Raw genomic sequence first — 2,154 nt, 5'->3', positions numbered from 1 at the left:
GTAATTAATGGTTCATGGCATTTAAACTTTTGGCTATTGTTCGCAACAGGCATTTCCATTCTCTTCTTGGAAATGTTATAATGGCTTTTTTTAACGTACTTTCTTTTGCATTACTCGTCAGGATGCTTTCCCTGAGTGCCTTTGGAGAATGGGTGCTGTTCCTGGCCACCTACAATATCCTGGACCAGGTACGTACTGCCATGCTGCAATCAGGCATTATAAAATTCAGCGCCGGCACCGATGTTGCGGTTACCAGGCAGGTAACAGGAGCCGCCTGGTACATCTCCCTGCTGCTTACCTTATCCTTTATTTTACTTTCCCTTCTTGTATATGCCGTTGCCTATCCTTATTTCAGCCCCACCTGGCATTTCTTCCTGGGATGGCTGGGGATCATGACCTTACTTTCACTGCCCTTTAACTTTGCTACATGGGTGTTGCAGGCGGCGCACCGGTTCGATAAAATTGTACAGATCCGTATGTTGCAGAACGGCTCCTTCCTGGTGTTGCTGGGTATATTGTTTTTTATGAGACAGGTGACGCTTCATAATGTGTTGTATACTTATTCATTGTCCCTGCTGATCACCAGTATCTACTGCATGATATTCCGCTGGACTGCATTAGCCACCATGGCTGCCAGAACAAAGGCCCAGGTGAAGGAGTTATATCATTACGGGCGACTGATTGTAGGCAGCATGGTGTCGTCCGCGTTGCTGAATTATTCAGATAACCTGGTACTCAGAACAATGCTGAGTCCCACTGCTGTGGCGGTGTACAGTATTCCGCAGAAATTCATGGAAGTAATTGAAATTATACTGCGCAGCTTTGTGGCTACTTCGCAACCCACCATTTCCGCTGCAGCCAACCGGGGCGACTGGAAAGAGGTATCCCGGGCCTTTTGCAGGTATACAGGCACCGTTACTATTCTCATCCTGCCTTTTGTGGTGGGGCTGCTTTTATTTACCAAACCATTGATCCTTTTGCTGGCTGCCAAAGCATATCTCCCGGCTACTGATATTGTAAGGATATTCCTGTTCTCTGCCATCCTCTATCCTATCGACCGGTTTATTGGGGTTACGCTGGATATGATCAACAAGCCGGCAATCAATTTCTATAAAAATCTCATTAAACTGATTTTAAATATCGTGCTGGATGTTGTGCTGGTATTGCTTTTTGCAGATATACGATCGGTAGCTATCGCCTCCAGTCTGAACCTTTTGTTTGCAGTGGTGTTCGGATATTTTTTCCTGCGCCGGTATCTTCCGGATGTGGACCTGAGAAGCATCCTTCAATACGGCTGGCTTGAATGTAAAATGTTGTTATCAAAGATTAAACTATTCCGGTTACAGTATAAATAATCTTCAGTTTATGAAACTCGCTTTTATTATACTGAGTCATAAGAACCCCGCGCAACTATGCCGGCTGCTGAACAGGTTGCAGCACCCGCTCATTGATTGCTATATACATCTTGATGCCAAATCTGATATCAATGAATGGCAGGCAGCGATGAATTTACCGCAGGTATACTTTATAGAGAAACGTGTAGATGTAACCTGGGCGGGATATGGCACTATACAGGCCGCGTTGAACGGTATTGAGTTCATTGAAGATTCAGGCAGCCGGTACGGTTTTATACATCTTATCAGTGCGCAGGATTATCCGCTTGCAGCGATGAAGGTGTTTTATGATTTTTTCAGCACCCGCGCCGGACAACAATTCCTGGATCTGCTTCCCCCCGATGCGCTGCAACAGATGATGCCCAAAATTACGGCTTATCATTTTGAAGATCTCCGGCTGCCCGGGAAATACCGGATCACGGCATGGATCAATAAACTGCTCCCGAAAAGAAAGCATCCGCTTAACATGGAGGTATACGGAGGATCGCTCTGGTGGAGCCTTACACAGGAGTGCGCCGAATGGTGCTTTCATTACATAAAAAAACACCCGGAGCTGGAGCGCTTTTACAAATATACCTGGGGAGGAGATGAATTTATTTTCCAGACGGTGATCATGAACGGACCATTTAAAAACAGCGTGCAAAATAATTACCAACGTTATATCGACTGGTCGGAAGGACATGCACATCCCAAAACATTTACCATGAGCGATTTGCCGGCTATACTGCAGTCGGGTAAATTACTGGCCCGCAAATTTGAT

General features: G+C 45.7%; 2 protein-coding genes. Both read left to right on the top strand.

Annotated elements, in window-relative coordinates; all coding sequences use genetic code 11:
* Window positions 1-14: 14 nt before the first annotated feature.
* A complete protein-coding gene (locus tag VN105_RS21405) occupies window positions 15-1,355 on the top strand; it encodes a lipopolysaccharide biosynthesis protein (protein WP_325644021.1) in 1,341 nt (446 codons plus the stop codon).
* 10 nt (window positions 1,356-1,365) lie between these two features.
* Window positions 1,366-2,154, top strand: a 789-nt coding sequence (locus VN105_RS21400; protein WP_325644019.1) for a beta-1,6-N-acetylglucosaminyltransferase, incomplete at its 3' end; no start/stop codon positions are given.

Origin of the sequence: Chitinophaga sp., from assembly GCF_035564935.1 — a bacterium.
Lineage (GTDB): Bacteria > Bacteroidota > Bacteroidia > Chitinophagales > Chitinophagaceae > Chitinophaga.
The sequence above is the reverse complement of the archived record's forward strand: the minus strand, read 5'-3'. Positions and strand labels throughout refer to the sequence as shown.

Excerpts from the sequence above, each read along its gene's own strand:
- VN105_RS21405 (WP_325644021.1), top strand. The coding sequence starts at position 15 with ATGGCATTTAAACTTTTGGCTATTGTTCGCAACAGGCATTTCCATTCT.